This window comes from Mycobacterium sp. NGS24, from assembly GCF_059813065.1.
This window is the reverse complement of record NZ_JCALDW010000021.1, coordinates 45,305-69,783: the sequence shown is the minus strand read 5'-3', so window position 1 is coordinate 69,783 and position 24,479 is coordinate 45,305. Positions and strand designations below refer to the sequence as shown.

Sequence of the window (24,479 nt, the reverse complement as noted above, 5' to 3'; positions counted from 1 at the left end):
CTGGGTTGGCAGAGCTGACACTAGTCCCGTGTAAGCCTGCGATGGGTCACTCTGTGCGGACGCGCCGCATCGGCACCGAGGCGTTCGACCTTGTTCTCCTCGTAGGCGCCGAAGTTGCCCTCGAACCAGAACCATTTGGCCTCGTTGTCGTTGTCGCCCTCCCACGCCAGGATGTGGGTGCAGGTGCGGTCGAGGAACCAGCGGTCGTGGGAAATCACCACTGCGCAGCCGGGGAAGTTCACCAGCGCATTTTCCAGTGAGCTCAGCGTTTCGACGTCCAGGTCGTTGGTCGGTTCGTCGAGCAGGATCAGATTGCCGCCCTGTTTGAGGGTCAGCGCGAGGTTCAGCCGGTTGCGTTCCCCGCCGGACAGCACGCCTGCGGGTTTTTGCTGGTCGGGACCTTTGAACCCGAACGCCGACACGTAGGCCCGCGACGGTACCTCGGTCTGGCCTACTTCGATGTAGTCCAGGCCGTCGGAGACGGTTTGCCACACCGTCTTCTTGGGATCGATGCCGGCCCGGCTCTGGTCGACGTAGCTCAGCTTGACGGTGTCGCCGACCTTCACCGTGCCGCTGTCCGGCTCCTCGAGCCCGACGATCGTCTTGAACAGCGTCGTCTTACCGACCCCGTTGGGTCCGATGACACCGACGATGCCGTTCCGGGGCAGCGTGAAGGACAGGTCCTTGATCAAAGTGCGGCCTTCGAAGCCCTTGTCGAGGTGGTCGACCTCGACCACCACCGAGCCCAGGCGGGGTCCGACGGGGATCTGGATCTCCTCGAAGTCGAGCTTGCGGGTCTTCTCCGCCTCGGCAGCCATCTCCTCGTAGCGCTGCAGTCGGGCCTTGCTCTTGGCCTGACGCGCTTTAGCGCCGGATCGGACCCAGGCCAGTTCCTCTTGCAGCCGTTTTTGCAGCTTGGCGTCTTTGCGCCCCTGCACTGCGATCCGCTCGGCCTTCTTCTCCAGATAGGTCGAATAGTTGCCTTCGTAGGGGTAGGCGCGGCCGCGGTCGAGCTCCAAAATCCATTCCGCGACATTGTCGAGGAAGTAGCGGTCGTGGGTGACCGCCAGGATCGCCCCCGCATAGCTGGCTAGGTGCTGTTCGAGCCACTGCACGCTTTCGGCGTCCAGGTGGTTGGTCGGTTCGTCGAGCAGCAGCAGATCCGGTTTGGATAGCAGCAGCTTGCACAGTGCGACGCGGCGCCGTTCACCGCCGGAGAGGTTGGTGACCGGTTCGTCCGGCGGCGGGCAGCGCAACGCGTCCATAGCCTGCTCCAACTGAGAATCCAGGTCCCACGCGTCGGCGTGATCCAAGTCCTCCTGCAGCCGGCCCATCTCCTCCATCAGCTCATCGGTGTAGTCGGTGGCCATCAGCTCGGCCACCTCGTTGAAGCGGTCGAGCTTGACCTTGATCTCACCCAGGCCCTCTTCGACATTGCCCCGAACGGTTTTCTCCTCGTTGAGCGGTGGTTCCTGCAACAGGATGCCCACCGTTGCGTTGTTGGTCAGGAAGGCGTCACCGTTGTTCGGCTTGTCCAACCCGGCCATGATCCGCAAGACGCTCGACTTTCCGGCCCCGTTGGGGCCGACGACGCCGATCTTGGCGCCGGGATAGAAGCTCAACGTGACGTCGTCGAGGATCACCTTGTCGCCGTGCGCCTTGCGGACCTTCTTCATCGTGTAGATGAACTCAGCCATGCCGCGGTGTTGCCTTTCTGGTCTTCAAGAAGCTCGCTGTGAAATATCCGCGGACCATCCTATGCACCACCGCGGTCCGCTAGGCCGACAGTGGCAGCGCCCGGCGTCCCGCCGCATCGGCACCGACGGTCAGATCCAGAGCGGATTCATCCGTCCCGACGAGTTCGCCGTCGGTTGCGGCGGCGTCCGGTAGGCCGGTTGCCGCGGTGGTCGCGGCGTCCTCCCCGGTGCGGCCCGGGGTCTCGACCCGCAACCGGGACAGGTCCGGTCCCACCGCCGTCGCGCGCATCTCGACCGAGGAGCGACGGTTGCCGTCCTTATCGTCATATTCGCTGGTGTAGACGTGGCCCACGACGATCACCGGAGAGCCCTTACCGAGGGTGGCGCCCACACCCGCGACCAGCCGGCCCCAGCAGTTGACGGTGATGAACAGGGAGTTGCCCGACTCCCACCCACCGTCACTGGTGCGCCGCCGCGAGTTGCTGGCTACCCGGAACTTGATCAGGTCCTGCTCGCCGACCTTGCGGCGCTGCAGGTCGTTGACGATGTGACCGACGACGGTGAGGGATGTTTCGAACATTGCGCTGATTCCTTCCGATTCGCCGGGGGTCCTTCCCCGGTCGCGTGCTTGTCTGGAACCCATTGAGCGCCGAGTCACCGACACCCCGAGCCGGTGATCGCTGCCAGGGTGGCACCCTGTGGAAAACCCCGCGACTGTGGATAGGTCGATGCGGCGCGATTACCGTGGACGACGTGGCGGCGGTGGGGGCAATGAACGTCGTTGATGACATGTGGCCAGCACGCTGGCTAACCGAGAGCGTCCGAAGCTTCGCCCACAACGTGGGGTCGCTGCTGCCGGCTACCTTCGCGGCCTTCGCCCGGGTGTTCCACCCAGCATTTGACGGCTCGGAACAGGTGCGCTGGGCGGAGGTCGCGCACGCCAACAACAAGGTTGCCCACCCCCGGATGCAGTTCACCGCGCTGACCGGTTACGCGTCGCGTTACGACCCCGCCTATCGCGCGTCGCTACCCGGAGTGTTCGAGGAAGCACCGGCGGTGGGGACCCTGCGGCCTGAGATCGCCGGGCCGCTGTCGCGGATCCTGGCGCGGCACACGACGACGGCCGACAAGTGCTGGTTCGCGGTATGGCACGGTCGCAGTGACCTTGACCGGGCGTTTCACGGTCGGCCGACCTTCGAGTTACCCGCCCGCAGCTATCACCTTGCCTGCGGTCCGATCACCGCCGCCGCGCAGTCGGTGGCAGCGCCGGGTTTTCGGCACCTCTCCCCCAACCTGTGGTGGCCCGATGACCAGGCCTGGTGTGTGATTACCGAAATCGACCTGGACAGCACCTATCTGGGCGCCTCGGCGGCCTGTGTTGAGGAAATCGTGGCCGCCCCCGGTCTGGAAACGGCACGCGTCAGCGTGAGCGTCGGCATCACCGCGGACAGCGACGCCCTCAATCCGACGGGGACGACGGATCCGCCCCAGCAAGTTTGGCCACGCCGGTGACACCAACCTCCCGGTGTTTTGCGATGCGTTGTTGGCGCGCCTGAAACTCCCGCTCGGCGAACCGGTTGCGCGCGATCTGCCCCACGTAGGTGAAGTCCCGCAAAATATTTCGCAGCTCGCGCCGGAACGTCTCGCGGCGCTCAGCAAGGTCCGGACCCCGCGCGATCAGATCCTGGTCGGCGGCCACCTGTCGGGCGGTGTCGAACAACAGCGTCGACACCGACTCGCTGCTGCGAACCCGTCCCTGTGCGACGTACTGCCGGCCCACGCCAAGTGCCAGGTCGGTCAGTTCCTCCCGGCCGATGTCTGCCGGGGCATCGCGCAGCACATCGGCGACAATCTCGTAGGCCTCGAAGAACACCCGCAACATCGCTTCGGACATCAACGGGCGCTTGGCGTACAGAATCTTTTCGATCTGCTCGCCACCGGCCGCCACGTGCGCTTCCCAATCTTGGTGCCAGGCAATCTCTTCGGCGATGTTGGCGCGGAAGGACGCCGAGTCGGCGAAGTAGAAGTCGAATTTCAGCAGATCCCGCAGCCGCATCGCCTGCGCCCAGAACGCCTCGACCCGGTCGCCCTCAGTGTGCCGGGCGTGCGCCAGCGCCAGTTCGACGATCGATGTCTCCAAGAATGCGTGAATCACCGAGTTGCGATAGAACGCCCCGGCGTGCTCGTCCTCAGGAGCGATGTACCACACCGGTTCCCGCCCGCTGTCGACGCGAGTCACCGGGTGCCCGTTGGACAATGCGTCCACGGCTGCCCGCACTCCCTCACGGGAACGCAACCGCAGCGCACTGGTGGACACCGGCGTCTGCTTGCGGTCCAGGTAGTCCAACGAATCCTGCAATGTGTGGTGCAACTGATCGAGGGTCAGCGCTGTACCGCGAGTCGTCAGCAGCAACGCCGAAACCAGCCCGGTCGCCGTCACCGGTGTGGACTGCAGAATGCGCCATGCCACCTCGAATGACATCTTCTGCAGCGCAAGCCTTTTGGCGGCATCATCGTGGGCCAGCGGACCGTGCGGTTCGCCGAGATACTGGCGCATCGACACCGCTTCGGGGAAACGCACGTAGATCTTGCCGTAGTTGCGTTCGCCCTGGGCTTTGATGAAGTTGTAGAGCCAGCTGAAACCTTCGGGTGTCTTCTCCGCACCTTGGGCGTAGGCCGCGTATTCGGCGATCTCGTGCAACTGGTCGAAACAGATCGAAACACCCTGCAGCAGAATGTCTTCACTGCGACCGTCGAGGTAGGCATCGGCGACATAACTCATCAGCCCGAGCTTGGGCGGCAACATCTTCCCGGTACGCGACCGGGTGCCCTCGATGGACCAGCTGAGGTTGAACCGCTTTTCGACGATGTAACCCACGTATTCCTTGAGCACATACTTGTAGAGCTTGTTGTCGCCGATGTTGCGCCGGATGAAGATGGTCCCCGACCGCCGCATCAACGGTCCCATCACTCCGAAAGACAGGTTGATGCCACCGAACATATGGACCGGGGGTAATCGGTTGTCCTGCATCGCAACCGGTACCACCGCGCCGTCGATGTAGGAACGATGCGAGAACAGCAGCACCGCGGGATGGGCTTCCAGCGCGGTCCGCATGGCCGCGACTTCATACTCGTCGTAGTCGAATTCCGGATCGAAGCCGCGGCTGAGCAACTTGCCGAGGACCGAGATCACGTCTACCGAGGCCTGGCTCCATCCCGTCGCCAATTCGTCGAGCATTTTGCCGGCTTCCTCGACGGTGGCGCCGGGGATCGCATCGAGTCCGGCGCGAAAGCGCGCTGAGGCCAACATTTCCGGCTTGACCAGTCGAGGTGACTTGTATTGCGGTCCCAGGATCCGGTACTCCGCGCGGGCCAGCGCCAGCAATGCGCGCCGCGTGACGAACTGCGCGAATTCTCGGGGGCTCTCAGCGACGGTTGTTTCGTGCCACTGCTGGCGCAGCTCGGACACCCTGGCCGACTCGCCGGCCACCACTCGTGCGCGCCACGGCTCGGTGCGCAGTATGCGTCGCTGCTGACGTTGACTGGGGTGATAGGGATCCCGGCCTGGGAGCAGCGCGGCCACTTTGGCCACCTTGCCGCGGTCGGCGGGCGGCAGCCAGAAGACCCGTACCGGCACGATCGACCGGTCGCCCCCCGACTCGAGCTGCTCGATCAGCGCGGTCAATGCCTCCGGCGGCGCGTCCTCCGACGGCAGCTGCACCACATCCAAGGATGTCTGCGGGCAGCGGTCCCGCTGCGCGCCCAACCAATCGGTGACCAGCTTCACCTCGACCGCTGTGTCCATCGACGCGAGTACCAGCGCGTCTTCGGCAGTCAGGTCTGCGCTGGTGTCGGCGGCCGGCTTCGTCACGGCCGTCCTCACTGATCCGCGTTGGGCTGGTGCGCCTCAACATCTTTGGGTTCGACGGTTGATTCGTGCGGGGTGATGTTCGGCGTTGCCTTCGGGGTGGCTGGCAGTTTGGTCGGCGCCTTTTTGGCGGGCGCCTTCTTCGCGGCAGCCCTTTTCGTCGTCTTGGCCGGGGCCTTCTTGGCGGCAACCTTCTTAGCAGGGGCCTTCTTGGCAGCAGCCTTCTTCGGCGGCGCTTTCTTCGCGGGTTTCCGCGGTTTGTACAGCGCGGGCTCGGGCAGCTCGTCGATCGGCCAATTCGACAGCGTGTCGAGGTAGAGCTGGCGAATTTCGGCAATCCGTTCGGGCAGGTTGTCCAGCGTCCAATCATCGACCGAAATCGGCGGGAAGACTGCGACATCGACCGTGCCAGGGTTGATGGTGGACGAATTGCGGGATGCGACGATCTCCGCGTTACGGATCACAATCGGGACGATTGGTATCCCGACCGTCATCGCGATCCGGAACGGCCCTTTCTTGAACGGGCCGACTTCGGTGGTGTCGAGCCGGGTACCTTCCGGCGCCATCAAAATGGACAGTCCGTTCTTGGCGCGTTCCTCAACGGTGTGCAGTGTCTCCACGGCTGCGGCCGAGTCGTCGCGGTCGATGAACACCCCCTCCAGCACCTTGCCCAGCGTGCCCATGATCGGGTCTTTTTCGAGTTCTTTCTTGGCCACGGCAACCCAGTTGTCGCGGATCAGCGCGCCACCGATGATCGGATCAACTTGGTTGCGGTGGTTGAAGATAAACACCGCTGGACGCTGCGCGGTGAGATTCTCCCTGCCGATGACATTCAGGTGCACTCCAGCGGCAGTCAGCACCGTCTGGGAGAAGTTGGACGTGAAGAAATTCACCCCCCGCCGCCGGTTGCGGGTCAAGAGCCCGACCCCGACCGCGCCGGCGGCGATGGGCAACATCGAACCGAACCCGGCCAGGGTACGGATCTGCCGGCGCAGCCCTACCCCGCCCCGGCTGTCGAATTTGAGGATCGGCCAACCGCGACGGTTGGCGACGGCGGCCATCTTGCCTTCGGGATTCGTCGGGCGCGGGTTGCCGACGAGATACATCAGGGCGACGTCCTCGTCACCGTCGGCGTAGAAGTAACTGTCCTTCAGGTCGATGTCGTGCTCAGCGGCAAACCGTTGCACCGCAGCGGCTTTGCCCGGCCCCCACAGGATCGGCTTCACCACACCACCGGTGAGGATCCCGTCCTCGTTGGTCTCGAACTTGTTGGTGAGGGTGTTGGAAATGCCCAGGAACCGGGCGACCGGGTTGACCTGAATGGTCAGCGCCGACGAACTGAGCACCACGGTGTGCCCGCGGGCCACGTGGGCGCGCACCAATTCCCGCATCTCGGGGTAGATCCGCGATTCGATCCGCTGGTTGAACAGCCGTTCCCCGATTTCATCCAGATCGGTCAGGACCCGTCCGGCCAGCGCCATGGACGCCCGGCTGATGAGTTCCTCGAACTCGATGCGGCCCAGCGAGTGATTCAGCGCCCCCTGCACCATGCTGAGCAGCTCACCAACCCCCATGTCGCGGCGGCGTAACCGTTCCTGGGTGAGGATGACGGCGGTGAACCCGGCCACCAACGTTCCATCCAGGTCGAAGAACGCGCCGACTTTCGGGCCCGGCGGACTGGCCATGATCTCGGCGACCGAACCGGGCAGCCTCAGGTCCTTGGACCGCCCCGCGTCGTTTTCGTCCGCTGCGCTCACGACGACACCGCCTGCTCAGACTCGAAGGACGCCGCCACCGCACGCGGCGGCGGATCACCGGCGAGCGCCAAGATCTCGTCGAATCCGTCCAGCAGGCACTGCGCGAACAACTCGTCCTTTCGCACCGAAGCTCGGTCGTAGCGCACGGTGATGGTGCACCAGCCGCCGCGCGAGATCAGCACCACCATCATCGCCACACCGGGCAGCGGCCCGATGCCGTACTGCCGCAACACTTTTGCCCCGGCGATGAATGTGTCCCCCGGGTACACCGGGACATTGCTGGCCTGCACGTCGGACCCGATCACCGAGCCGGTGATCCCTTCGAGCACCGCGGTGGGCAGCACACTGAGGACCGGCGCGATGGATCCGACGATGTTCATAGCGGGTTCGTCGCGGCGCTGGGTCATCTGCGCGCGGATCTTCTTGATCCGCGCCACCGGGTCGACCGTGCCGACCGGCGCCGCCAGGTTGACGCCGGTGAAGTTGTTCCCACCCGCCGCGTCGCCGTCGGACCGCAGGTTCACCGGCACCGCCATCGGCAGGGTTTTGATCGGCACTCCGAGAGCTTCGTGGTAACGCCCCAGCGCACCGCACAGGCCGGCGAGGTACGCGTCGTTGATGGACCCGCCGGCGGCTTTGGCGGCCTTGTGCAGATCGGCGAGTCGGATGTCGATCGCCTCGGTGCGGGTGGTCAGGCTGCGCCGCCGCAGCAGCGGCGAAGGCTCGGCGGCCCGGTTCAGCACCCGCGCTCCCGACACGGCGTAGCCGACGACACCCGACACCGTCGACACCGGATCCAGCACCGCGCGTCCGGCCGCCGACACCGCACCGGTCAGCGCGCCCAGCGCACCGCCAACGATGGCGAGGGGCAGGTGGTTGATGCCTTGGCGCATCAGGTCGTTGGGGGTGAGATCCTCCGGAACCGGCTGCGGGGGCATCGGCCTGGGCGGTGGGTCGCGCTCCAAGTCGTAGATCTCGGCGAACATCTCCACGCTGCCCACCCCGTCGGTGACCGCGTGACTCAGGTGCAGCAGAGTGGCGGCCGTGCCATCGGCCAGACCCTCGACCAGGGTGGCCGTCCACAGCGGTCGCGAGATGTCCAACGGCGACTGCAACATCACTTCGGCGAGATCAAGAACCTCGCGCAGCGTGCCGGGTTCGGCCACCCGCATGCGACGCACATGGAAATCCAGGTTGAAATCGGGATCGACCACCCAGCGCGGCGAAGCCGTCGGGAGCGTCGGCACCACGACTTTCTGCCGCAGCCGCAACACTTTTCGGGACGCATTCTCGAAACGGGACCGGAATCGATCCCAGTCGGGAGTCGTATCCAGCAGTTCCAGCGCCATGATTCCCGAGCGCGTTCGCGGATTCGCCTCGCCCCGGTGCATCAGATAGTCGACCGGTCCCAACTCGTCCGACAACCCGACGGGCCCGCCGGACTCAGCCACGGTCACGTCCCTTGGCGAGCCGGGCAACTCGACACCTCACCGCTGATCGAACCTCCTGCTTGAACCCCGCCATCGAAATGCCAACACAACGCTAGTCGCGTTGCGGCGGTGGTGAAAGGTGAGGATCGGCTCAGGTATCGCGCGGATGCCGGTCAACTGGCCGAATTGGCCACCAGCGCCAGCGAACCCAGCGACGCGCTGTCCCGTCGCCCGTAGACGACGCCCAGGAAGTCGGCGACGGCATCAGCGGCCAGCCGGGAGCGGACCGTCGGGGTGATGTCGAATGCGTGGTGCGCGTTCGCCAATTCGGCATACGTCACCGTCTCCGCCCCGGCCTGACGCAGTGCGGCGCAGAACGCCCGGGCCTGGCCGCTGGGCACCAGCTCATCCTTGTCCCCGTGCAGCACGAAGAACGGCGGGGCCTCGCTGTGCACGTAAGAAATGGGCGAGGCGGCGACGTAGCGTTCCGGGTGCTTGTCGAAGCGGGCCTTCATCACGAACTGCTCGAGGAACGGCAACATCATTTCGTGCATGTTGTCGAAGTCGGTGAAGTCGTAGACGCCGTAATAGGGGGCGACAGCCTGAACCGTGGTGTCGGCGCGTTCGAAGCCCGGCTGGAACGTGGGGTCGTTCGGGGTCAGCGCGGCCAGCGAGGCCAGGTGGCCGCCTGCTGAGCCGCCGGTGATCGCAATGAAGTCGGAGTCGCCGCCGTAATCGCCGATGTTCTCTCGCACCCAGGCGATGGCGCGTTTGACGTCGACGATGTGGGCGGGGAACTTGGCGCGCGGGCTCTTGCTGTAGTTGATCGACACGCAGATCCAGCCGAGTTCGACCATCCGGCTCATCAGCGTGTAGGCCTGCGGACGCTTGCCGTTGAGGCTCCATGCGCCGCCGGGAACCTGAATCAGCACCGGGGCGCGGTGACCGGGCGCCAGGTCGGGCCGACGCCAGATGTCCAGCAGATGCTCGTTGCCGCCCGGACCGTAGGAGATGTTGGAGGTCTTGGCCGCGTAACGCCGGTGTGGGCCGGGCTTGGGCTTGGGCAGCAAGCCGCGCCGGGGCAGCACCGAGCGGTTGGTGGTCGGGTGCGAGACGAGGTCGCGGAATTCGGGTCCGAAGGCGTGCTCGAGCGCGGCGTTCAACGCCTCGCCGGCGCGCTGCGCCGCCCAGTTGGCACCCACCCGGTTGATCGACGGCGGAGCGATCCGGGTCAATGCGTGCCCGGTGACGACGTGCGGCGGGAACTCGGTGGCCACCCAGCCCGCCACCCACCCGACGGCGAACGGTGATCCGCGCAGGAGGAGCGAACTGGCCCGATAGGTCGTCTTGGCGTCAGCAGCCAGCTGCGCGCCTTGCCGTCGCGCCTCAGCACCGACCCGCGAGCACCGCGTAGCCACACTGGACAAGCACATAACGAAGTCCACCCCTCGACGTCAGGCACACGCCTCATTGCGGTTAACGGCCGATTACCGGCCGATGTTGTACGTGTGTCGAGGCTCACACAATAACCCATTCGTAGCTGACTTAAACATCTTTCGCGGGTGTTGTGTCGGCTGTGCCGCTTGATATTTCGCGGTTGGATAGACTGACCTGCGCATTGCCTCCGTAGCTCAGGTGGATAGAGCAAGGGCCTTCTAATCCCTAGGTCGCACGTTCGAGTCGTGCCGGGGGCGCGTCGATAGGTGTATCACCTCGGTCGGTGGCTGACATTTCTGCGGCAACGGTGATAGCGCCGGAGTCGGCGCGGGCACCGCGGGCCCGGGCACTCCGGCGGATCGGAGGGGGCCGGCGCAACGGGCGCGGCCGGTGTCGGCGGCGGTGGCGGCGGCGGCGCCTACAACCGCTCCGGCAATGGGTCGCCGGGCCTGATACCGGCAGGTGGCGCCGGCAACCCGGTATTCGACAACAATGGTGGCAACGGCGGCGCGGTCGGCGGGATGGGTGGCCAGGGCGGCTTCGGCACCTTCTATTCCAGTGACAACGGCAGCGACGGCCAAAGCGCATCGTGATCGAGCACTTGCGAAGCCAACGGTGGGCAGTGCTGGATACATCAGCCGAGCCCGCGGAAATGTGCGGGCAGTTCTTTCCCTCTAGTCAGCGGCTACGCTGCGGCTTCGATGTTTGGAATGCGCCCCGCCCGGGTCATCACTGCGCGGCGGGTCGCTGTACATGGGCGCGGCGCCTACATTGTCGACTCCGGGAAGGCCCCTATGAGCGCGACGCCTACGCAGGAGACCACGGTCGTCGTGATCGGCGCCGGGATCACCGGGATCAGCGCCGGGTACTACCTGGCCCGTAACGGCTTCGACTACGTCGTGCTGGAGGCCGATGACGACGTCGGGGGCATCTGGCACACGCAGCGCTGGCACGGCGCGCGGTGCGACTCGGATTTCGTCAAGTATTCCTACAGCTTCAAGCCGTACACGTCGGAACGATGTCTGGTGGACCGCGAGGATATCCAGCGGTATCTGCGGTCGGTCGCCGAGGAGTTCTCGATTTTGGAGCACATTCGTTTCGGTACCCGGGTCATCGCCGCGAACTACGACTCGGGCACGCAGTGTTGGGACGTGCACACCACGCGCGGCAGTTTTCGTTCGCAATTCGTGATCAACGGCAACGGTTATTTCTCCCTGCCGCACATTCCGGTGTTTCCAGGCGCCGAGACCTTCGCCGGTGAAATCATTCATTCGTTCGACCTGGATGCGGCGCGCACATTTCCCGGCCAACAGGTGGTGCTGGTCGGCAGCGGCTCCACCGCAGTGTGTGCGGCGCCCGAACTGGGACGAGTTTCGGGATCGATGACCATGCTGCAACGTTCCCCGTCCTATATCTACGAGATCGACAATCGCGCCACCGTGTTCATGCGACTGTGCCAGTCTTTGCACAACCGCGGCCATAAGCTGCCGATGATGATGCTGCGCACTTACCTGCAGGCACGCGACGACGCAATTTTCGTCGGGTTCCGTAAATTTCCCCGGGTTGCGCGGTGGTTTTTCCGCCAACACTGGCGACGGGCGGTGAGCAGCGCGGACCTCAAGGAACACTTCTCCCCGTCCTACTCGCCGTGGGAGCAGCGGATTCCAGTGGCAATCGGTTTCAAGGACGCGGTGCGCCGCGGTGACGTGCGAATGAAGACCGGCGCCATCGAGCGCTTCACTTCCCGTTCCATTGTCCTGGTCGGCGGCGAGGAACTGGAATGTGACGTGTGCATCCTGGCGACCGGATTCGAGCTGGACTTCTTCAAATTCCGGCTCTGCGTGGACGGGGCCGAAGTCGATACGGCAGGAATCAACTTCTACAAAGGCATCATGATGGGTGGGGTGCCGAATTATTTCCAGCCCGTCGGAGTGTGGCATTCCGCTTGGACGCAACGTTCCGAGGCATCCACCAGATTCGCCATGAAGATCATCAATTACATGGCGTCGCACGGGTTGCGTGAAGTCAGCATCGAACGCAAAGAGGTCGAGTACACACCGTCGATCACGCCCAACTACCTGATGCGGGACCTGTCGGCGTTGCCCCGGCTTTACGGCAGTTGGGAATTGCCTACGGTCGACAACCTGTTTCGCTATCGGTTCGAGCCGCGCAAGCTGAGTTTCGCCTGACAGATCCGGAATTTAATTTTCGCGTCGGCACGACTCGTCGTATTCCGGTAAAATTTGAAAGTGATCAAGTTTTTCCACACCCCTTGTGGCCATCCGTACGACTGCACTGGAACAGACGCCGATTTACTGGCTGAACAACTTCGGCGAATCGAAATCGATTTCGCTCAGGATCTCGAGCGAGCCCTCACCACCGGACTACTCGGCTATCGCTCGAGTTCGATGCTGGACATCTTCACCCAGCAGGCTTTGAACGCCGTGGCCGCCGAGTACCCCTACCCGACACCGGAAACGTTGCAGGCCGCACACGACACCTACGACGCGCATGTCGCGTGGACGAAGCAGGACAGAGAGTGCTGACGTCGCCCCTGCCACCCGTTTCAGCCCTTGATCAGCAGGGCGAATCACCGGGCGTGTAGTAGGGGACACCTTCGGCCGTGTAGCACGGCGGCATCCCCGCATCGCGCTGCCGCACCTCATCCCACGCCTCGGCCACTGCAATGCTGCCCACCGGGCACTCCTCGGCGTTGGTATACCGGCCCGACCCGACTTCCCGGCAAATCGTCGCCTGCGCCGCGGGTGCCAGAGCAATTTGTACAGCGGCAGCGGCAGCGGCGGCCGCGGCGAGAAATGCAGCCGTGAATTTTTTCATGGCGACAAACCCTATCGTGTTGTGAACGGATACGGCATTTATATTCCGGTAGCCAGTAACGACGGGCTCGAGTTGCACAGGGCCGTCCGAGACGATGGCAGTGACATCAAAAACAATGGATATTTCGCCGCAATTAAGCGGGTGAGTCCTCGACGTTAAGACTGTTTCGCCGCGGCACCAGCGACCAATGCCCCGCTCAGGCCGGCACCGGTTCCCGACTCGTGACGTCAGCCGAGTTCGTCAGTTGCAGATGCGGGTCGGCGACCTCATCGTCGCGTAGCATCTCGACGTCGGCGTGATAGCTCGTCGACGTCATCCACGGTCGGCCGGCGCCCTGACGGGGCAGCTGGTCCACCGCCCGCTGGACATAACCCGCCGCAAAGTCGAGCAGAGGCCGGGTCTGCATGTCCGGATCGTCGAGCACCGGGAGGGCGGTGTCGTAGTCGTTGGCGTCCCGTGAACCCGCGCGCCGAATGGCTCGAGGAGCTGGACGCGGAGGTGCTTGCCACGAGCCCCGCCCTCGCCGGGGATCCCGAGCTCGCCGCTGCGGTCAGCCGAAGCAACCGGGCCAATATGTACTTCTGGGGAACGGCGAACGTGCGCGACCCGGGGGCTCCGGTGCCGCCGAACACCGGACCCGAACCGATGATCATCGCGCGTGAGGTGGCCCGCCGCGGCCTGACGCCCTACATTCTGGACGGTTACCGGATCGGCGAAGGCGTGGCGTGGCGCCGGTTCATGGAGATCGCGTTCGAGCTGACGTCGGACCCGGCCGAACTACGGGAGCTGCTTGATGTGTGCTCCCGCTCGATCAGTGCATTCATCGACGCCACTTTGGCCGGGATCGCCGCCCAGATCGAACTGGAACGCGACGAACTGACCCGCGGGACGCACGCCGACCGCCGCGAGACCGTCGCACTGATCCTGGACGGCGCCCCAATCGCGCGCCAGCGGGCCGAGGATCGGCTCGGCCACCCACTGACCGGACCACACATCGCAGCAGTCATCTGGAGCGACGATCCGTCCGGTGACATGGCCCGGCTCGACGCGGCGGCCGAGGCGCTCGGACATGCCGCGGGCACGCGGCCACTGACCGTGCTGGCCAGCACGGCCACCCGCTGGGTCTGGACGGCAAGTCGATCGATAGAAACTGTCGCGCTTCGCGATTCGATCGACACCACGCCCGACATCCGCGTCGCCATCGGGCCGTGCAGCGACGGTATCGATGGCTTTCGGCGCAGTCATTTCGACGCCATCACCACCCAACAGATGATGGCCCGGTTACGATCTCCGCACCGGGTGGCGCTGTTCGCCGATGTCGAATTGGTCGCGATGCTCACTGCGGACACCGACCGCGCCACCGAATTCGTGCGTCGCACCCTGGGCGATCTGGAATCCGCGAACCTGAATTACAGCGCAGCGTCAGGGTTTTCGTGGGCGAGCAGTGCAACGCTTCGCGCGCGGCGGCACGTCTCTACACCCATCGCAACACGCTGCTCCGACGACTGGCGCGCGCCGACGAGCTGCTGCCCCGCCCCCTGGCCGAATGCAGCGTCAACGTGGCGGTCGCGTTGGACGTGTTGCGCTGGCGGGGCAACTAGCGCGATCTCGTTCCTATGAATTTGGCGATTCCGCTTCGCGCTGGCATACGTGCGAATAATGTCCGATTCGGGGTCGGGGGACCCAAACTTCATAGATCGTCGCGGGGTTCGAACAGTCACGATCGCTGATCAATCCCGCAACACAGCACGCCGTCGGAACATTATCGATACGAGGTAGCCCAGAATGCGGGCATGACGGTTCCGGAGAAGCCAGCGGCGCAGATATCGCGGCAGACGTTTCTGCGCGCGGCAGTTGGAGCTGTTGCGGCGGGAGCGGTTTTCGGGTCGGGCCGGGTCGGCGCCGCTCCGGGCGTCGCTGATTGGGGCAGCCTGTCCGGTGCCATCGGCGGGCAGGTGATCGGCCCGGACAATGGGCAGTTCGCCTCAGCCAAGCAGGTTTTCAACACCAACTACAACGGTTCGGCACCCGCCGCCGTCGTCACCGTGACGTCGGTGGCGGACGTGCAGAAGGCGATGGCGTTCGCGGCTGCTCGTAATCTGAAGGTCGCCGCCCGCAGCGGCGGTCATTCCTACACAGGCGCCTCCACAGCGGACGGAACGCTGGTGCTCGATCTGCGGGGCCTGCCCGGCGACATCAACTTCGACGCCGCCAGCGGTCAGATCACCGTGACGCCCGCCACCCACTTGTTCGCGATGCACCAGGCGCTGGCCGCGGCCGGGCGGGGACTCCCGACGGGCACGTGCCCCACCGTGGGAGCTGCCGGGCACACCCTCGGCGGCGGAATCGGGGCCCACTCCCGGCATGCCGGTCTGCTCTGTGACCAGTTGACCTCGGCCAATGTGGTGTTGCCGGGTGGGCAGGCGGTCACCGCTTCGGCCACCAGCAACCCGGACCTCTTCTGGGCGTTGCGCGGCGGTGGCGGCGGCAACTTCGGCGTGGCGACCTCACTGACCTACGCCACCTTCCCCACCGAGGACGTCGACGTCGTCAACATCAACTTTCCGGCGCAGTCGTTCGCGCAGGTCCTGTTGGGTTGGCAGAGCTGGCTACGGACGGTCGACCGGAAATTCTGGGCGCTGGCCGACGCGACCATCGAGCCGATGGGCACGCAATGCCGCATCATGGCGACTTCCCCGGTCGGATCGGGCGGCAGCGTTGCCAATGCGATCGTCGCCAATGTTGGGGTGCAGCCCACCAGAACCGAGAATTTCACGTTCAACTACCTGGACCTGGTGAAGTATCTGGCCGTGGAGAATCTGACCCCGTCCCCGCTGGGTTATGTCGGCGGCTCCGATGTGCTGCCGATCATCAACGCGGGCGCCGCCAAGGGAATCGCCTCGGCGCTCGACTCTTTCCCCCGTGGGGCGGGAAGGGGATTCGTGATCATGCATACCCTCGACGGTGCACTGGCCAGTGTGGCCGCAGATGCGACCGCCTTTCCGTACCGGCGACACTCCGCGATCGTGCAGTGGTACGTCGAGACGGCGGGCGCGCCGTCGGCCGGCGCCGGCTGGATCAACGCCGCACACCAAGCGGTGCAACCGTATTCAGCCGGCGGCTACGTCAATTACATCGAGCCGGGCCAGCCGCCGTCGCGGTACTTCGGTGCGAACTTGGCTCGGCTCAGCGCGGCCCGACAGAAGTACGATCCGAACCGGATGATGTTCTCCGGCATGAACTATTGATGTAGCTCCGACGATCTGCTGCGATGAAGGCTGTTGCCAGACTTCCGGAACGAAGAGGGAACAGCCCGATGCGCACCCTTTGGCTACCAACGATCCTCACCGCATTCGGCTGCGGCTCGGTCGCGATGTCCGGTGTCGCTGCCGCCGACGACAGCCTCAATGGTCATTACTTCGCCGTCGTTGATGGCGCGCGTTCGCATCTGCTGAGCACGATCCTGATGTTCAACACCACCTGCGACTCGGCCGGCAACTGCAACGGATCGGTGACCACGCCCAAAACGTGGGAGGCCACCGTCAATAAAGCGCCGGGGGGCCCGTGGACGATCAACCGCACCGACGCGCACGGCTGGACATGCGCGGACGGCACCATGGTCGCAGCAGACCTGGTCTATTCGTTTGCGCCGGGCACCCTGACCGGATCGATCACGTCCACGAAAGCGGCGTTCGGCTGCGGCGACCCGGCCAGGACGACCGCGACGTATTCACTGACCGTCCAGAAATGCGTCAACGGCCCGGACGGGGGCGTGTGCCCGTAGCGCCGGGCCTGCCGGGTCCGGCAGCGTCACTGACCATCCGGCGCAGTTGAATTCGGCACCACGACCGGATACAGCTGGTGACTACCCCGCAGTCCTTTCAGTTCGACCTCACGCGGTGCGCCCAGCACAATGTCGGTTGCTCCCGAGATTGCTTGCCGGATTGCGTCACTAACCAGGGTCTCACCGCCGCTCGCCTGTCCGGCGACCCGTGCGGCCATCGCCACGTTGCGGCCGAACAGGTCGTCACCGCGCCGTACCGAACTGCCCATGTGCAATCCCATCCGGACTCGGATGTGGTCCCAGCGCTCGGCGTCGGACTGCAGCGCGCGCTGCACCTCGGTACAGCAACGCACGGCCTGGGCAGGATCCGAGAAGGCGATCATGAACCCGTCGCCCTGCGTCTTGACCACGTGACCGCCGGTGTCGTTGACGTGTTTGTAGATCAATGTGTTATGCCGCTCAAGCAGTTTCACCCAACCGCGGTCGCCGAGTTCTTCGTTGAGCTCGGTGGATCCTTCGATGTCGGAGAACGCGATCACGACGTTGCCGTCGGCTGTCATCCTGGCCAGATCAGGACGTTCCACCCGGGCCCAGCCGGCGAGGTCCTCGACTGAATTGCGCACGGTGGCGCCGATCCCTTTGTTGATCAGCGAATCCGCGGTGCGCCAGACGGTTCGGACCGCAAGGGGTCCGACGCCGGGTGGCCGTCTTCGCCGCGGCTTGTCTTGCCGCAACCGCGTGAGGGCGCGTCGCGCGCCGGTCAATTGGCGCCGCGACACGATCAGCAGGACCGCCACCGCGATCAGGACGCCGAATTCGAGGAGGGCGACGATCACCCACAGCCATTCGGTGCTCACGGTCCGGTCGCGGACTCTCCTGCTCGCCGCAACATGCTTTCGGCGTGCCGCAACACCGGGGAGTCGACCATCTGCCCGTCGAAGGCGAACACCCCGCGCTCGGTTTTGGCAGCGGCCAGCACCCGACGCGCCCAGTCCAGTTGCTCATCGCCGGGCCGATAAGCCTTGCGTACCACGGCAACCTGGCTCGGGTGGATGCAGACCGTCGCATCGAAGCCGATCGCCACGGCGTCGAGCGCCTCTGCTTCCAACCCTTCGATATCGCGGATGTCCAGATGCACCGCATCCAGCGCCAGCAGGCCGAAGGTGTTGGCCGCCAACAGCGCTGCGGACCGCACATGGCGGGCGAAATCCCGATAGGTACCGTCCGCGCGTCTGCTGGAACTGCCGCCCATGGCCGCCACCAGATCCTCCGCACCCCACATCAACGCCACTGCACGCTCGGCAGCGGCGATCTCGCTGACGAACAATGCGCCGCGCGGAGTCTCGACAAGTGCGACGACGTCACGCGGCGCGAGTGCGTCCACCTGCGCCGCCGATTCCGTCTTCGACAGCATCACCGTGGTGTAGGCGGTGTCGGCCAAGGCCTGTAGATCCCTGGCATGGTCGTCGGTACTGGCGGCGTTGATCCGTACGACGGTTCGCTCGGGATCAAGTGGGTTGTCCCGCAGCGCGATTCGAGCGGCGGGCCGGTCGGTCGCCGCAACCCCGTCTTCGAGGTCGAGAATCACCACGTCGGCGGCAGCGGCGGCTTTCGCGAAGCGTTCCGGACGATCAGCCGGGCAGAACAGCCAACCAGGGCCGGCGTCGCGCAAGCTCATCGGGACTCCGCACTGGGCCGCTTCTGCACCAGGGTGGTCCGGACCGCCCTGGCCACGATGTCGCCATACTGGTTGCGTCCGGTGTGCTCCAGCGTCACGATGCCTTCGCCCGCGCGGCTTTTCGACTCGCGCTTGCCGGTGCAGACGGTCTCGGCGTAGAGGGTGTCGCCGTGGAAGACCGGCTTGGGGAACGACACCTCGGAGAAACCCAGGTTGGCGACGATGGTGCCCAGGGTCAGTTGGGCCACCGACAGACCGACCAGGGTGGACAGCGTGAACATCGAATTGACCAGCCGCTCACCACGAAAACCGGGTTGCTCGGCGGCCCACGCCGCATCCAGGTGCAGCGACTGCGTGTTCATCGTCAACGTCGTGAACAGCACGTTGTCCGCCTCGGTGACGGTGCGACCCGGCCGGTGCAGGTAGGTCGTGCCGACCTCGAACTCCTCGAACCACAAGCCCCGCTGGATAATCGACTTGGTGTGGCCGACTGTGCCGTTCGCGTCACGACTCACCGGCGTCGCGTCGCCGGAGGCACGTTCGGCAGGACCGGCGCCGGTCATGACAGACCCAGCGATCGCGCGATCAACATTAGCTGCACCTCCGTTGTGCCCTCCCCGATTTCCAGGATCTTGCTGTCCCGGTAGTGGCGGGCCACCGGGTACTCGTTCATGAAGCCGTACCCGCCGTGGATCTGCGTAGCGTCGCGGGCGTTGTCCATCGCCGCCTCCGAGGAGACCATCTTTGCGATAGCCGCTTCTTTTTTGAAGGACTTGCCGGCCAACATCTTTGCCGCGGCGTCGTAATAGGCGGTGCGGGCGACGTGTGCCCGGGCTTCCATGCGCGCGATCTTGAAGCTGATGGCCTGGTAGGAGCCGATCGGCTGGCCGAAGGACTGACGCTCGTTGGCGTACTTGACGCTTTCGTCGACGCAGCCCTGCGCCACCCCCGTCGCGAGCGCGGCGATCGCGATGCGGCCCTCGTCGAGGATGGACAGAAAGTTCGCGTAACCCTTGCCGCGGACACCGAGTAGGTTCTCCTCGGGCACCCGCGCATCGTCGAAGGTCAGCGGGTGGGTATCCGAGGCGTTCCAGCCGACCTTGTTGTAGACCGGCTCGACGATGAAACCCGGGGTGCCGTTCGGCACGATGATCGCCGAGATCTCTTTCTTGCCGTCGGCGATGTTGCCGGTGACGGCGGTGACAGTGACCAGCGAGGTGATGTCGGTGCCGGAGTTGGTGATGAATTGCTTGCTGCCGTTGACAATCCACTCACCCCCTTCGAGTCGGGCGGTGGTGCGGGTGCCGCCGGCATCCGATCCCGCGCCCGGCTCGGTGAGCCCGAAACCGGCGAGCTTGCGGCCGGCCACCAGGTCGGGCAGCCACTGCTGCTTCTGCTCCTCGGTACCGAACCGGTAGATGGGCATGGCCCCCAGTCCCACCCCTGCTTCCAGCGTGATCGCGACCGATTGGTCGACCTTGCCGAGTTCCTCGAGTGCCAACGCCAGCGCGAAATAGTCCCCGCCCATACCGCCGTATTCCTCCGGGAACGGCAGACCGAACAGCCCCATGTCGCCCATCTTTGCGACGACTTCATACGGGAAACTGTGCTCCTCATCGTGTTTGGCGGACACCGGAGCCACGACCGAGCGCGCGAAGTCGGCCACGGTATCGCGCAGGTCTTCATATTCTTTCGGTAGCGTGCCCGCCGAAATCGTTGTCGTCATGATTGTCAGTCCTTGCTTGTCGTCGCTGCTGCGTCTGCCACGGCGGCCGGCACCAACCGGGCCAGCACCTGCTCCACCTTCACCTGTTCACCGACGCCCACCATGACCTCCACGCGTCCCGAGATCGGTGCGGTCAGTGAATGTTCCATCTTCATCGCTTCGACGATCACCACCACGTCGCCCTCGGACACCTCGGTGCCGGACTCCACCTGGACGGCGATCACGCTGCCGGGCATGGGGCTGACCACTTCGGCCGGACGCTCCCCCGCTGCGCGTTGAATCTTGTTCACCTCGGCCTCACGGATGTGCCAGGTGCCTCGTTCGTCGGCTATCCACAAGTGCCGCTCGGCCTCGGCCCACCGGTAGCTGCGACGCACCCCGTCCAGCGTGACGCTCAACTCACTCGGACCGAGTTGCACAGTGGCAGAGATTATTTCGCTGTCGCCCACTTGTACGGACGCGGCGCCCGGCAGGCCCCGGACCGACACAGTCTCGGTACGCAACGCGGTCCGCATCGCAGTGCGCACCGGGGCGCTAGCACCACCGATCCGCCATCCGCTGGGTGCGGCCCACAGATCATTCCCGGCGCGCCGAGCAAGCACCGCCTGGCTATAGAGCCCTGCGGCGGCGAACACATCGTCAGGCGCCGGTTGCGGCGCGAAACTGGTCAATCGTTCGTCCAGCAGCGCGGTGTCGAGGTTGCCGGCCTGCACGCGATCGTCAGCGAGCAGGAACCTCAGGAACTCCACGTTGCTCTGCACACCCAGGACAGCGGTACGCGACAACGCCTCATCGAGCCGGGCCATCGCCTGCGCGCGGTCGGCCCCGTGGGCGATCACCTTGCTCAGCATCGGGTCGTAATCGCTGCCGACCACCGTGCCGGCCAGCAACGAGGAGTCCACCCGCACACCGGGTCCGGACGGTTCGACCACTCCCAGCACCCGGCCGCCGGTGGGCAGGAAGCCCCGGGCGGGATCCTCGGCGTACACCCGGGCCTCGATCGCGTGACCGGTGAGCGTGATGTCGTCCTGGGCGAACCCCAGCTTCTCCCCCGCTGCCACACGCAGCTGCCACTCGACGAGGTCGAGCCCGGTGACCGCCTCGGTAACCGGGTGTTCCACCTGCAGACGGGTGTTCATCTCCATGAAGAAAAATTCGTCGGGCCGGTCACCGGAGACGATGAACTCGACCGTGCCGGCGCCGACATAGTCGACACTGCGGGCGGTGTCACAGGCCGCAGCCCCGATGCGCGCCCGGGTCGGGGCGTCGAGCAGCGGCGACGGCGCCTCCTCGATGACCTTTTGATGGCGACGTTGCAGGCTGCACTCCCGTTCGCCCAGATGGACCACGTTGCCATGGGTGTCGGCAAGTATCTGGACCTCGATGTGCCTGGGACGCAACACAAAACGCTCCAGGAACAGTGTGTCGTCGCCGAACGCGGACGCAGCTTCGCGGCGGGCGGTGACCAGGGCATTACGCAGCCGCTCAGGGTCGTCGACCATGTGCATGCCCTTGCCCCCACCGCCGGCCGACGGCTTCACGAGGACCGGGTAACCGACGTCGTCGGCAGCGGTGATGAGGTCATCATCGGATAGCCCGGGCCGCGCGACGCCCGGCACCACCGGCACGTCGAACGCGGCGACCGCGTTCTTGGCGGCGATCTTGTCCCCCATCACCTCGATCGCGCGTGCGGGCGGTCCCAGGAATGCCACGCCGGCGCGGTCGCAGGCCGCGGCGAAATCGGCGTTCTCGGAGAGGAACCCGTAGCCCGGATGGATCGCCTGCGCCCCGGTACGCTGCGCCGCGTCGATCACTTTGCCGATGTCGAGGTAGCTCTCCCGCGCCGGCGCCGGTCCCAGCCGAACTGCGGTGTCGGCCTCGATCACGTGGCGGGCACCCGCGTCGGCATCGCTGTACACCGCAACCGACCGGATACCCAGTCGACGCAGGGTGCGGATCACGCGCACCGCGATCTCGCCACGGTTCGCCACTAGAACGATGTCAAACATGAGTCACATCCGAAATACGCCGTAGGAGACCGATTCCAGCGGCGCCCGGGCGCACACCGAAAGTGCCAGCCCCACAACTGTTCTGGTATCAGCAGGATCGATGATGCCGTCGTCCCACAGGCGCGCGGTCGAGTAGTACGGGTTGCCCTGGTCTTCGTACTGTTCGCGGATGGGCGCCTTGAATGCCTCTTCCTGCTCCGACGACCAGGGTTTGCCGGCCGCCGAGAGCTGCTCACCACGCACGGTGGCCAGCACTGATGCGGCCTGCTCGCCGCCCATCACCGAGATCCGTGCGTTCGGCCACATCCACAGGAAGCGCGGTGAGTACGCGCGCCCGCACATCGAATAGTTGCCCGCCCCATAGGATCCGCCGATCACCACGGTCAGCTTCGGCACCCGGGCGCAGGCCACCGCGGTGACCATCTTCGCGCCGTGTTTGGCGATGCCACCGGCCTCGTAGTCGCGACCGACCATGAATCCGGCGATGTTCTGCAGGAACAGCAACGGGATTCGGCGTTTGTCGCACAGTTCGATGAAATGTGCACCCTTGACGGCGGATTCGCTGAACAGCACACCGTTGTTGGCGATGATTCCCACCGGATGACCGTGGATATGCGCGAACGCCGTCACCAGCGACTTGCCGTAGTTCGCCTTGAACTCACTGAATTCGCCGCCGTCGACCAGCCGAACGATGACCTCGTGCACGTCGTAGGGCACCCGCGGATCGGGAGGCACCACGTCGTAAAGGCCGTCCTGGGCGTATATCGGTTCGCGCATCGGCCGGATGTCCCACTGCGCAGGTTCGCGCGGTCCGAACGTGGCGGCGATCTTGCGGACAATCCGCAGCGCGTCCTCGTCGTCCTCGGCCAGGTGGTCGGTGACGCCGGAGACCCGCGAGTGCAGGTCGCCGCCGCCGAGTTCTTCGGCGGTGACGATCTCACCGGTGGCGGCCTTGACCAGGGGCGGGCCGCCCAGGAAGATCGTGCCCTGTTCGCGGACGATCACGGCTTCGTCGCTCATCGCCGGCACGTACGCACCGCCGGCCGTGCACGAGCCGAGCACCGCGGCGATCTGCGGAATTCCCTTGGCGCTCATGGTCGCCTGGTTGTAGAAGATCCGGCCGAAGTGTTCGCGATCCGGGAACACTTCGTCCTGGCGGGGCAGGAACGCGCCGCCGGAGTCCACCAGGTAGATGCATGGCAGCAGATTCTGCAACGCGACCTCCTGCGCGCGCAGATGCTTCTTCACCGTCATCGGGTAGTAGGTGCCGCCCTTGACGGTGGCGTCGTTGGCAACGATCACGCATTCGCGCCCGGAGACTCGGCCGATTCCGGTGATGATGCCCGCGCCCGGGGATTCGTCGTCGTACATGCCGTGGGCAGCCAACGCGGCCAACTCCAGAAACGGGCTGCCCGGGTCGAGCAGACGGTCGACGCGGTCGCGGGGCAGCAGCTTGCCGCGGCTGACGTGGCGTTCGCGGGCGCGTTCGTTGCCGCCGAGGGCGGCGGCGGCCAACTTGTTGTTGAGTTCGGCGACCAGGCGGCGATGCTCGTCGGCGAACGTCGGCGCGACCGTGGTCACCTGGACACCAGATCCGAGAGCACCAGGGGCGGTTGAGTTTTCGCTACTACCTCTTCGACCGACACGTCGGGGGCGGTCTCGATCAGGTGCAGGCCGTCGTCGCGGACGTCGATGACCGCGAGTTCGGTCACGATCCGATTGACGCACCCCACCCCGGTCAGCGGCAGGGTGCAGCGCTCGAGAATCTTCGGGCTGCCGTCTTTGGCGGCGTGGTCCATCACCACGATCACCTTGCGGGCGCCGTGCACCAGATCCATCGCCCCGCCCATGCCTTTGACCATCTTGCCGGGGATCACCCAGTTCGCGAGGTCACCGGTGACCGAAACCTGCATGGCCCCAAGGACAGCCACGTCGAGGTGTCCGCCGCGGATGATGCCGAACGACGTCGACGAACCGAAGAACGACGCCCCTGGCTGGGTGGTCACCGTCTCTTTGCCCGCGTTGATCAGATCGGCGTCGACGTCCTCACGACGGGGGTAGGGCCCCACGCCGAGGATGCCGTTCTCGGAGTGTAGGACCACGTGCACACCGTCGGGGATGTGGTTGGGAATCAAGGTCGGTATGCCGATGCCGAGGTTGACGTACTGTCCGTCCTCGAATTCGGTGGCGACCCGGGCCGCCATGCCGTCTCTGCTCCAGGTCATTGGGCGGCGCTCCTCTTCATCGGCACACCC

At 65.3% G+C, this 24,479-nt stretch carries 21 protein-coding genes, 1 tRNA gene and 1 pseudogene; 8 read left to right on the top strand and 15 right to left on the bottom strand.

Going from position 1 to position 24,479, the window contains the following annotated elements:
- Positions 1-20: 20 nt before the first annotated feature.
- Together ettA and AC5Y6Y_RS22025 are read right to left on the bottom strand one after the other, a co-directional pair.
- Positions 21-1,697 carry an energy-dependent translational throttle protein EttA gene (gene ettA, locus AC5Y6Y_RS22030; protein ID WP_499930303.1) on the bottom strand — a complete coding sequence of 559 codons (1,677 nt, stop codon included), beginning with the start codon at positions 1,695-1,697 and terminating at the stop codon, positions 21-23.
- Positions 1,698-1,776: 79 nt separating this feature from the next.
- Positions 1,777-2,277: a single-stranded DNA-binding protein gene (locus AC5Y6Y_RS22025; RefSeq protein WP_499925887.1), complete on the bottom strand. Its 501-nt coding sequence runs from the start codon at positions 2,275-2,277 to the stop codon at positions 1,777-1,779.
- 191 nt (positions 2,278-2,468) lie between these two features.
- Here AC5Y6Y_RS22025 and AC5Y6Y_RS22020 point away from each other — a divergent pair, with 191 nt between their 5' ends.
- Positions 2,469-3,209 carry a hypothetical protein gene (locus AC5Y6Y_RS22020; RefSeq protein WP_499930302.1) on the top strand — a complete coding sequence of 247 codons (741 nt, stop codon included), beginning with the start codon at positions 2,469-2,471 and terminating at the stop codon, positions 3,207-3,209.
- Here the strand turns inward: AC5Y6Y_RS22020 and AC5Y6Y_RS22015 are convergent.
- The 4 genes from AC5Y6Y_RS22015 to lipQ all read right to left on the bottom strand — a co-directional run bounded on the left by AC5Y6Y_RS22015 (position 3,157) and on the right by lipQ (position 10,185).
- Positions 3,157-5,568 (bottom strand): glycerol-3-phosphate 1-O-acyltransferase, encoded by a 2,412-nt coding sequence (locus tag AC5Y6Y_RS22015; RefSeq protein ID WP_499930301.1) that lies wholly within the window; start codon positions 5,566-5,568, stop codon positions 3,157-3,159. The two genes, AC5Y6Y_RS22020 and AC5Y6Y_RS22015, sit on opposite strands and share 53 nt — an antisense overlap.
- Positions 5,569-5,576: 8 nt before the next feature.
- Complete coding sequence (locus tag AC5Y6Y_RS22010) at positions 5,577-7,322, bottom strand: HAD-IB family hydrolase (RefSeq protein WP_499930300.1); 1,746 nt, start codon at positions 7,320-7,322, stop codon at positions 5,577-5,579.
- The gene (locus AC5Y6Y_RS22005; RefSeq protein WP_499930299.1) at positions 7,319-8,773 is read right to left on the bottom strand and encodes a WS/DGAT/MGAT family O-acyltransferase; all 1,455 of its coding nucleotides are present in this window, start codon (positions 8,771-8,773) and stop codon (positions 7,319-7,321) included. Before AC5Y6Y_RS22005 ends, AC5Y6Y_RS22010 begins: the two co-directional genes overlap by 4 nt.
- Before the next feature lie 152 nt (positions 8,774-8,925).
- Positions 8,926-10,185 carry an esterase LipQ gene (gene lipQ, locus AC5Y6Y_RS22000; RefSeq protein ID WP_463824950.1) on the bottom strand — a complete coding sequence of 420 codons (1,260 nt, stop codon included), beginning with the start codon at positions 10,183-10,185 and terminating at the stop codon, positions 8,926-8,928.
- Between the two features lie 187 nt (positions 10,186-10,372).
- Here lipQ and AC5Y6Y_RS21995 point away from each other — a divergent pair.
- The 3 genes from AC5Y6Y_RS21995 to AC5Y6Y_RS21985 all read left to right on the top strand — a co-directional run bounded on the left by AC5Y6Y_RS21995 (position 10,373) and on the right by AC5Y6Y_RS21985 (position 12,735).
- A tRNA-Arg gene (locus tag AC5Y6Y_RS21995) sits at positions 10,373-10,446 on the top strand.
- 537 nt (positions 10,447-10,983) lie between these two features.
- On the top strand, positions 10,984-12,378 hold the full coding sequence (locus tag AC5Y6Y_RS21990) for a flavin-containing monooxygenase (RefSeq protein WP_499930298.1): 1,395 nt from the start codon (positions 10,984-10,986) through the stop codon (positions 12,376-12,378).
- A gap of 60 nt (positions 12,379-12,438) precedes the next feature.
- Positions 12,439-12,735: a hypothetical protein gene (locus tag AC5Y6Y_RS21985; RefSeq protein WP_499925875.1), complete on the top strand. Its 297-nt coding sequence runs from the start codon at positions 12,439-12,441 to the stop codon at positions 12,733-12,735.
- Between the two features lie 31 nt (positions 12,736-12,766).
- Here AC5Y6Y_RS21985 and AC5Y6Y_RS21980 read toward each other — a convergent pair whose 3' ends face one another.
- Both AC5Y6Y_RS21980 and AC5Y6Y_RS21975 read right to left on the bottom strand, forming a co-directional pair.
- Positions 12,767-13,027 (bottom strand): hypothetical protein, encoded by a 261-nt coding sequence (locus tag AC5Y6Y_RS21980; protein ID WP_499930297.1) that lies wholly within the window; start codon positions 13,025-13,027, stop codon positions 12,767-12,769.
- 196 nt (positions 13,028-13,223) lie between these two features.
- Positions 13,224-13,433 (bottom strand): hypothetical protein, encoded by a 210-nt coding sequence (locus tag AC5Y6Y_RS21975; RefSeq protein WP_499930296.1) that lies wholly within the window; start codon positions 13,431-13,433, stop codon positions 13,224-13,226.
- Between the two features lie 167 nt (positions 13,434-13,600).
- On the opposite strand from AC5Y6Y_RS21975, the pseudogene AC5Y6Y_RS21970 reads away from it, so the two are divergent.
- The 4 genes and pseudogenes from AC5Y6Y_RS21970 to AC5Y6Y_RS21955 form a co-directional block, all read left to right on the top strand.
- Positions 13,601-14,236 (top strand): annotated as a pseudogene (locus AC5Y6Y_RS21970) (Rv1453 family transcriptional regulator); the annotation flags it as partial.
- Positions 14,236-14,628 (top strand): helix-turn-helix domain-containing protein, encoded by a 393-nt coding sequence (locus tag AC5Y6Y_RS21965; RefSeq protein ID WP_499930313.1) that lies wholly within the window; start codon positions 14,236-14,238, stop codon positions 14,626-14,628. The pseudogene AC5Y6Y_RS21970 and the gene AC5Y6Y_RS21965, both read left to right, overlap by 1 nt.
- 192 nt (positions 14,629-14,820) lie before the next feature.
- Positions 14,821-16,275: an FAD-dependent oxidoreductase gene (locus AC5Y6Y_RS21960; RefSeq protein WP_499925867.1), complete on the top strand. Its 1,455-nt coding sequence runs from the start codon at positions 14,821-14,823 to the stop codon at positions 16,273-16,275.
- A gap of 68 nt (positions 16,276-16,343) precedes the next feature.
- Complete coding sequence (locus AC5Y6Y_RS21955; RefSeq protein WP_499925865.1) at positions 16,344-16,811, top strand: hypothetical protein; 468 nt, start codon at positions 16,344-16,346, stop codon at positions 16,809-16,811.
- 26 nt (positions 16,812-16,837) lie between these two features.
- Here AC5Y6Y_RS21955 and AC5Y6Y_RS21950 read toward each other — a convergent pair whose 3' ends face one another.
- From AC5Y6Y_RS21950 to AC5Y6Y_RS21920, 7 genes are read right to left on the bottom strand one after another with little or no spacing between them, the layout of a single operon-like run.
- The gene (locus AC5Y6Y_RS21950; protein ID WP_499930295.1) at positions 16,838-17,668 is read right to left on the bottom strand and encodes an adenylate/guanylate cyclase domain-containing protein; all 831 of its coding nucleotides are present in this window, start codon (positions 17,666-17,668) and stop codon (positions 16,838-16,840) included.
- Complete coding sequence (locus AC5Y6Y_RS21945; protein ID WP_499930294.1) at positions 17,665-18,489, bottom strand: HpcH/HpaI aldolase/citrate lyase family protein; 825 nt, start codon at positions 18,487-18,489, stop codon at positions 17,665-17,667. The genes AC5Y6Y_RS21950 and AC5Y6Y_RS21945 overlap by 4 nt, the downstream gene beginning before the upstream one ends.
- Complete coding sequence (locus tag AC5Y6Y_RS21940) at positions 18,486-19,052, bottom strand: MaoC family dehydratase (protein WP_499930293.1); 567 nt, start codon at positions 19,050-19,052, stop codon at positions 18,486-18,488. Before AC5Y6Y_RS21940 ends, AC5Y6Y_RS21945 begins: the two co-directional genes overlap by 4 nt.
- On the bottom strand, positions 19,049-20,224 hold the full coding sequence (locus AC5Y6Y_RS21935; protein WP_463828959.1) for an acyl-CoA dehydrogenase family protein: 1,176 nt from the start codon (positions 20,222-20,224) through the stop codon (positions 19,049-19,051). The genes AC5Y6Y_RS21940 and AC5Y6Y_RS21935 overlap by 4 nt, the downstream gene beginning before the upstream one ends.
- On the bottom strand, positions 20,221-22,224 hold the full coding sequence (locus AC5Y6Y_RS21930) for an acetyl/propionyl/methylcrotonyl-CoA carboxylase subunit alpha (protein WP_499930292.1): 2,004 nt from the start codon (positions 22,222-22,224) through the stop codon (positions 20,221-20,223). The genes AC5Y6Y_RS21935 and AC5Y6Y_RS21930 overlap by 4 nt, the downstream gene beginning before the upstream one ends.
- 3 nt (positions 22,225-22,227) lie before the next feature.
- Positions 22,228-23,805: a carboxyl transferase domain-containing protein gene (locus AC5Y6Y_RS21925; RefSeq protein WP_499925857.1), complete on the bottom strand. Its 1,578-nt coding sequence runs from the start codon at positions 23,803-23,805 to the stop codon at positions 22,228-22,230.
- Positions 23,802-24,449 (bottom strand): CoA transferase subunit B, encoded by a 648-nt coding sequence (locus AC5Y6Y_RS21920; protein ID WP_499925855.1) that lies wholly within the window; start codon positions 24,447-24,449, stop codon positions 23,802-23,804. Before AC5Y6Y_RS21920 ends, AC5Y6Y_RS21925 begins: the two co-directional genes overlap by 4 nt.
- Positions 24,450-24,479 lie beyond the last annotated feature (30 nt).

Excerpts from the sequence above, each read along its gene's own strand:
- ettA (WP_499930303.1), bottom strand. The coding sequence starts at position 1,697 with ATGGCTGAGTTCATCTACACGATGAAGAAGGTCCGCAAGGCGCACGGC.
- AC5Y6Y_RS22025 (WP_499925887.1), bottom strand. The coding sequence starts at position 2,277 with ATGTTCGAAACATCCCTCACCGTCGTCGGTCACATCGTCAACGACCTG.
- AC5Y6Y_RS22020 (WP_499930302.1), top strand. The coding sequence starts at position 2,469 with ATGAACGTCGTTGATGACATGTGGCCAGCACGCTGGCTAACCGAGAGC.
- lipQ (WP_463824950.1), bottom strand. The coding sequence starts at position 10,185 with ATGTGCTTGTCCAGTGTGGCTACGCGGTGCTCGCGGGTCGGTGCTGAG.
- AC5Y6Y_RS21990 (WP_499930298.1), top strand. The coding sequence starts at position 10,984 with ATGAGCGCGACGCCTACGCAGGAGACCACGGTCGTCGTGATCGGCGCC.
- AC5Y6Y_RS21980 (WP_499930297.1), bottom strand. The coding sequence starts at position 13,027 with ATGAAAAAATTCACGGCTGCATTTCTCGCCGCGGCCGCCGCTGCCGCT.
- AC5Y6Y_RS21975 (WP_499930296.1), bottom strand. The coding sequence starts at position 13,433 with ATGCAGACCCGGCCTCTGCTCGACTTTGCGGCGGGTTATGTCCAGCGG.
- AC5Y6Y_RS21960 (WP_499925867.1), top strand. The coding sequence starts at position 14,821 with ATGACGGTTCCGGAGAAGCCAGCGGCGCAGATATCGCGGCAGACGTTT.
- AC5Y6Y_RS21955 (WP_499925865.1), top strand. The coding sequence starts at position 16,344 with ATGCGCACCCTTTGGCTACCAACGATCCTCACCGCATTCGGCTGCGGC.
- AC5Y6Y_RS21945 (WP_499930294.1), bottom strand. The coding sequence starts at position 18,489 with ATGAGCTTGCGCGACGCCGGCCCTGGTTGGCTGTTCTGCCCGGCTGAT.
- AC5Y6Y_RS21940 (WP_499930293.1), bottom strand. The coding sequence starts at position 19,052 with ATGACCGGCGCCGGTCCTGCCGAACGTGCCTCCGGCGACGCGACGCCG.
- AC5Y6Y_RS21930 (WP_499930292.1), bottom strand. The coding sequence starts at position 22,224 with ATGTTTGACATCGTTCTAGTGGCGAACCGTGGCGAGATCGCGGTGCGC.
- AC5Y6Y_RS21920 (WP_499925855.1), bottom strand. The coding sequence starts at position 24,449 with ATGACCTGGAGCAGAGACGGCATGGCGGCCCGGGTCGCCACCGAATTC.